The organism is Corynebacterium sp. HMSC061H03 (assembly GCF_001838215.1).
Classification (GTDB): domain Bacteria; phylum Actinomycetota; class Actinomycetes; order Mycobacteriales; family Mycobacteriaceae; genus Corynebacterium; species Corynebacterium jeikeium_D.
This window is the reverse complement of sequence record NZ_KV836063.1, coordinates 1-5,364: the sequence shown is the minus strand read 5'-3', so window position 1 is coordinate 5,364 and position 5,364 is coordinate 1. Positions and strand designations below refer to the sequence as shown.

Below are 5,364 nucleotides of genomic sequence, written 5' to 3'. Positions count from 1 at the left end.
GCATGCGGACACACTTTTCTTTACTTAACCCTCTAGCACGGCACGTCCACCGCAGCGATGCGGTGGGGTTGGATCGTGAGGCTCTCCCCGGTGGATTCGAGCACCGCGGAGATGGTGGAGGGGGTCATCATCACGATGGAGATCCAGTCATGGCTGGTGGCACCCGCATAGTCCACGTAGTGCAGGCGCACCTGTGTGCCCGCGGTATAGGCGCGGCGCAGCTCGGACATGATCTCCCGCGGCGAGCGGAAGGTCCGGGTGTCCGAGGCCTTCGTGCCGTCCGCCGGGTCCACGGCGATGGCCTGGTCGTGGGCGCGGCGAAAACCCTCCACGGCGCCGTCGATCTCCGAGGCGATCTCGGTGGAGTCCCCAGTGATGTCCATGATGTTGCGCTGGGGAGTATCCACGCGAGACGGGACACGAGCCGAGTGGGGTTCGGTGGCGGAGCCCTGCTGGAATGCCCTGGTGGCGTCGTCAATCAAATACCGCAGGGACTGGGGAACGGACGAGAGACCGCCGGGGGACATGCGATCCAGGAAGGCCTCGATGTCCTTCCATGGGGCGTCATAGCGCTTCGGCCCGATCAGGCTGAATACGTCGCCTTCGCGGCCGTCCTCGCGCACCAGGGTGGCGGTGAGCCCCAGACGGCGGCGAGACTGCAGGTCGGAGGTCATGCGGAACACCGGGGCAGGCAGCAGGTGAACCTCGTCGTAAATGATTAAGCCCCAGTCGCGGGAGTCGAACAGCTCCAGCGCCCGGTATTCGCCCTTCGACTTGCGCGTGACCACTTGGTAGGTGGCGATGGTCACGGGGCGGATCTCCTTCTTCTCTCCGGAGTATTCGCCGATTTCATCCTCCGTCAGGGAGGTGCGGCGCACTAGCTCGTCCTTCCACTGCCTGCCCGCGACGGTGTTCGTCACCAGGATCAGGGTGGTGGCCTTTGCCTTGGCCATCGAGGCCGCGCCGACCATCGTCTTGCCCGCACCACATGGCAGCACTACCACGCCCGAGCCGCCTTCCCAGAAGCTATCGGCCGCCATCTCCTGGTAGTCGCGCAGCTGCCATTCTTCGTGTTCCTGCGACAGCTCGATGGGGTGTGCCTCGCCGTCGACGTATCCCGCCAGGTCCTCTGCGGGCCAGCCGACCTTCAGCAGTTCCTGCTTGAGCCTGCCGCGCTCGGAAGGGTGCACAACGATCGAGTCCTCGTCGATCTCTGCGCCCAACATGGGCTTGATCTTTTTGTGACGCCGGATCTCCGTCAGCACAGCCCTGTCCGTCGTCTCTAGCACGAGCCCGTGCGCTGGGTGCTTGATGAGCTTCAGCCGCCCGTAGCGATCCATCGTGTCGGCAATGTCGATGAGCAGCGGCTGCGGGGCGGGGAACCGCGAGTAGGTTTCCAGCACGTCCATGATCTGCTCCGCGTCGTGCCCTGCCGCGCGGGCGTTCCACAGCGCCAGCGGGGTGATGCGGTAGGTGTGCACGTGCTCCGGCGCGCGCTCCAGCTCCGCGAACGGTGCCAGCGCGGTGCGCGCCTCCTGCGCCTGTTCGTGGTCGATTTCCAGCAGCACGGTCTTATCCGACTGCACAATGAGCGGTCCGTTTCCAATGCCCACGCTGTGTGTCACTTCCTTTTTGTTTATCGACGCCACCGCGACGGTGTTGCTCAAGCCAAAGACATCATTTTACGCTGCAGTGGTGCGAACTCGTGCTCCACTATGCTGAGACCCATGATTGCTCAGACGGGAAATCTGCGCCAATGGCAGTATTTCGTGGCTTTAGCGGAGACCGGTAGTTTTACAGCGGCGGCAGCGCGACTGGGAGTGAGTCAGCCGCCTGTCTCCAATGCCATTAAGCGCTTAGAAGCTGGTGTAGGTACACCGCTATTTATCCGAGGGGCGGGGGAAGTGAAACTAACCGAGGCAGGGTTGACCTTGCTTCCATATGCCCGGGTGATTAATCGCGATCTTCAGACTATGCATTCGATGATTGACGGTATCCGAAGTGGTGCGCAAAGCGGGTTTCGTTTGGCCATCAGTAGTGCGCTTCCAAGCGAGATAGGATCGCGTATTGCAGCAAAGGCACAGCAGCATGATGGAGTAGTTTTGTCGTCACTGCCTTCTGTTGAGATTCTTGCCCGTGTTGAAGAAGGCGCTATTCATGCGGGGCTTGTTCAAGCTCCGGTTCCCTTGGGTACTCACCGCAGTGCGAGGCAGTTTTCTCTGTCACGTGATCTAGTGGTGCCGCCGGGGTATTCAAGGTTGGATAAGACCTTGTCTCAATTGAATCTGCTGGTGGAGAACCTGAATGACAATTCAAGTGCAGCCAGTGGTTTGGCGAGAGAGCTATTTCGGTCGGGTGTGTCTTGCGAAATTAATGATTCAGAGGATGCTCTAGGTAGGGGCTTATTGATTGGAAGAGGGGAGGGGATGTCTTTGGTATTTCGCGGTTTTCACCAGTTTGACAATGCTATTGAGCTTCCTTCCCGTTTCGATTTTTCCGTGGATGTAGTGGTTCGCCGAGGTGGGATGGACAATGGCGCCGAGGCCATGGCGGTCGCCGAAAGAATTTGTCGAAGGATTAACCAATGACTGCACGGATGGAGATGGCCCTGGAAAACGTGTTGACGCGGTCGGGGTGTGAGGGATGGTGGTGTGCATCGCGACTGCACGATGGGGTGACTATCGGACGCAAACAAGACGAGAAAATTACGGTGGCATCCTTATATAAAATCCGGCTCCTCCACCTCACTTTGGAAGCGATTCAACGAGGTGATCTGGATCCTCGTCTTCGTGTTGACGTTGCACCGTCCAAAGGAACTTACGAAGGGTATGGGTTCGCTGCCTTTGATGACGCAGTGAACGTGAGTCTCCGAGACTTAATGAAACAAGTCGCATCGGTGTCAGATAACGTGGCCGCCCACGAGATTTTGCGTCTACTGCCTGCGTGGGCTCGAGAAGCATTTCTTAAACGGTTTCCACCTCATTATGACTTGCAAGATCGGAATAGCTTAGTGACGGCGGAGAAACAATTGCGTCAATATGTTCAATCCCAAGGGGGGAGTAGTACAGATATAGCGTTTTCTGCAGTCTCTTCGTTGGCGGAAATAACTAATGACTTGGAACAGGTTTGGAAAGACGATAGTGCAGCGGTACGTCGATCTATGTGTGAACTCTTGGGGTTGCAGGTGTGGCGTCACCGTGTTCCTTCAGGCTTTCCTCCAAGCGGCGTTGATATCTATGGAAAAACGGGCACTGTAGGACTTCTCCATGGTGAAGCTTCGATTATCCAGGTTGAGGGCGAGGAGCCCATTGTGGTGTCCATCATGCTGAAACAGGTGGTGCCAGAACAAGCAATGAGTACTCACGATGGTGCTATTGGCGAAGTGGCTAGACTGCTCGTGGACGCTCTTCGTTAGAATTTCTGCCACTTGAATACACACTTCTACCATCGCCTATATGTGAATGAAATGAGACAATTGCATTATGTGATATTGGTGGCATCCAATGCGTCTCACTTAACGTCACTCCCATGATGACTAAGCACAATCGTTTCCGTCAGTCGGTGATTGCACTCTGTTCGCTCTCCGCAGTGATGTTGAGCAGCTGTTCAGCTCTACCGTGGGAATCAGACTCAGACGTATTTCTCAAAGCTTTCAACGCGGGAGATGACAGCAAGGCTGCACGGTATCTGGATCATCCAGACCCGGAGCGCGCCCTTCATGAATTTCGGCAGTCACTTCATGGTGTGAAGGTCAACATCGAAAAATCTGATATTTCCAATGGAAAGCAGAATACTCATGTGACTTGGTCCAAAGATGGTGTGGAGTTGGAGAGCAATGGTCGGCTCGTCCTTAGTGGACAGGATGGTAAGCCTCAATGGTTGCCTTCGATCTTCGAAGCTCAGTTGAGCGATGATTCCGCACTCTTTTTTGCTGAAGATAAACAGTACGATCTTCCAATTAAAGATCGCTTGGGCAATGAATATATGACCTGGACGAAAGTTATTCAGGTACGAGGTCGCAAAGATATAGCCTCTAGAGCGCAGGAATTGGCCCAGATTTTTGCACCAGTGTCTCCCACAACGACTAAGGAGTGGATCGAGCAGACCTTGGGAGAGTCTCAGGATGAAGACACCGTGCTCCTCACTTTGAGGCAGGAAGACTTCCGGAAGATACAAGAGCAACTTAGGACCTTTGAGGGAATTTCCACTGTGGAGCAGGGGCGTCTCTTAAGCGTGTCCAAAACTCTTAACTCTCCGCTGGATGCTGAATTGAACAAATATTGGGAGTCAGTGCTCGATGCTAATTCAGGATGGTCGATACGCGCTGAGAGTTCACAAGGTATGACGACGGTAGCCTCTGAGCCGCCTCGCCGAGTTCAGCCAATCGCAACCACTCTGGATAACACACTGCAAAGCGCAGCAAAACAAGCAGTGGACAGTGAGCAACGTGCCGCAGTTCTAGTCGTGCTCAATCCTAGAACAGGAGGTGTCCTTGCCGTTGCACAAAATGACAAGGCAAATAACCAAGGGCCAATCGCACTCACCGGGCTATTCCCACCGGGATCGACGTTCAAAACTGTGACCACAGCGGCGGCACTAGAGGCAGGGGCAGTCAGCATGGATGAGGAACTACCTTGTCCTAGCAATATCACCGTCGCTGGACGCAAGATTCCCAACGATCATGACTTCGATCTAGGTAGCGTTCGACTGGAAGAAGCTTTCGCCCAATCATGTAACACAACCCAAGCGGTCATTTCGGATCGTTTGGGAGAAGATGATCTGCAACGGACTGCTTTAGAACTCGGAATTGGCTCCGACTTCGACGTACCAGGGATGACCACACTTACTGGTTCGGTGCCGCGGACACCGGCTGGACCTCCTCGTGTGGAGGCTTCTATTGGACAGGGCGAGGTTCTAGCTAGTCCATTTGGGATTGCGCTCATGCAATCGACTGTCGCTAACGGCGGCTTGCTTGTTCCTCCACAGCTCATTCAAGGCGAACAGACAGTAGTGAATAAACAGGCAGACCAGCATGTCAGCGATACAACTATTCAAAGCCTCCGGACGATGATGAAATCAACAATTGACCACGGTTCAGCTAGGTCGTTGAGTGATCTTAGTGCACTTGGCGGAAAGACTGGTACAGCAGAAATTGATGGCAAGCTTTCCAATGGCTGGTTCGCTGGAACGACAGGGGAATTGGCGATTGCGTCCCTTGTAATCGAAGGAGATTCTTCTCAGCCAGCTGTGGAAATGGCCGGGCGTTTCCTTCGCTCGCCGGATGTTCAGAAATTCTCTGGAATTCAATAAACTTGCGTCATAACCTCTAGCACGGGTTAAGTAAAGAAAAGTGTGTCTTTTCCG

At 55.0% G+C, this 5,364-nt stretch carries 4 protein-coding genes; 3 read left to right on the top strand and 1 reads right to left on the bottom strand.

The genetic code is table 11. The features are described from left to right. Positions 1-32: 32 nt before the first annotated feature. The gene (locus HMPREF2787_RS04290) at positions 33-1,613 is read right to left on the bottom strand and encodes a helicase-associated domain-containing protein (RefSeq protein WP_016421371.1); all 1,581 of its coding nucleotides are present in this window, start codon (positions 1,611-1,613) and stop codon (positions 33-35) included. 114 nt (positions 1,614-1,727) lie between these two features. Here HMPREF2787_RS04290 and HMPREF2787_RS04285 point away from each other — a divergent pair, with 114 nt between their 5' ends. The 3 genes from HMPREF2787_RS04285 (at position 1,728) to pbp2m (ending at position 5,310) form a co-directional block, all read left to right on the top strand. After that, positions 1,728-2,588 carry a LysR family transcriptional regulator gene (locus tag HMPREF2787_RS04285; RefSeq protein ID WP_012360809.1) on the top strand — a complete coding sequence of 287 codons (861 nt, stop codon included), beginning with the start codon at positions 1,728-1,730 and terminating at the stop codon, positions 2,586-2,588. Next, a complete protein-coding gene (locus tag HMPREF2787_RS04280; RefSeq protein WP_012360808.1) occupies positions 2,585-3,415 on the top strand; it encodes a serine hydrolase in 831 nt (276 codons plus the stop codon). The genes HMPREF2787_RS04285 and HMPREF2787_RS04280 overlap by 4 nt, the downstream gene beginning before the upstream one ends. A gap of 113 nt (positions 3,416-3,528) precedes the next feature. Continuing rightward, positions 3,529-5,310, top strand: coding sequence for a penicillin-binding protein PBP2M (pbp2m, locus tag HMPREF2787_RS04275; protein WP_070858493.1), 1,782 nt, complete (start codon positions 3,529-3,531; stop codon positions 5,308-5,310). Positions 5,311-5,364: the final 54 nt, after the last annotated feature.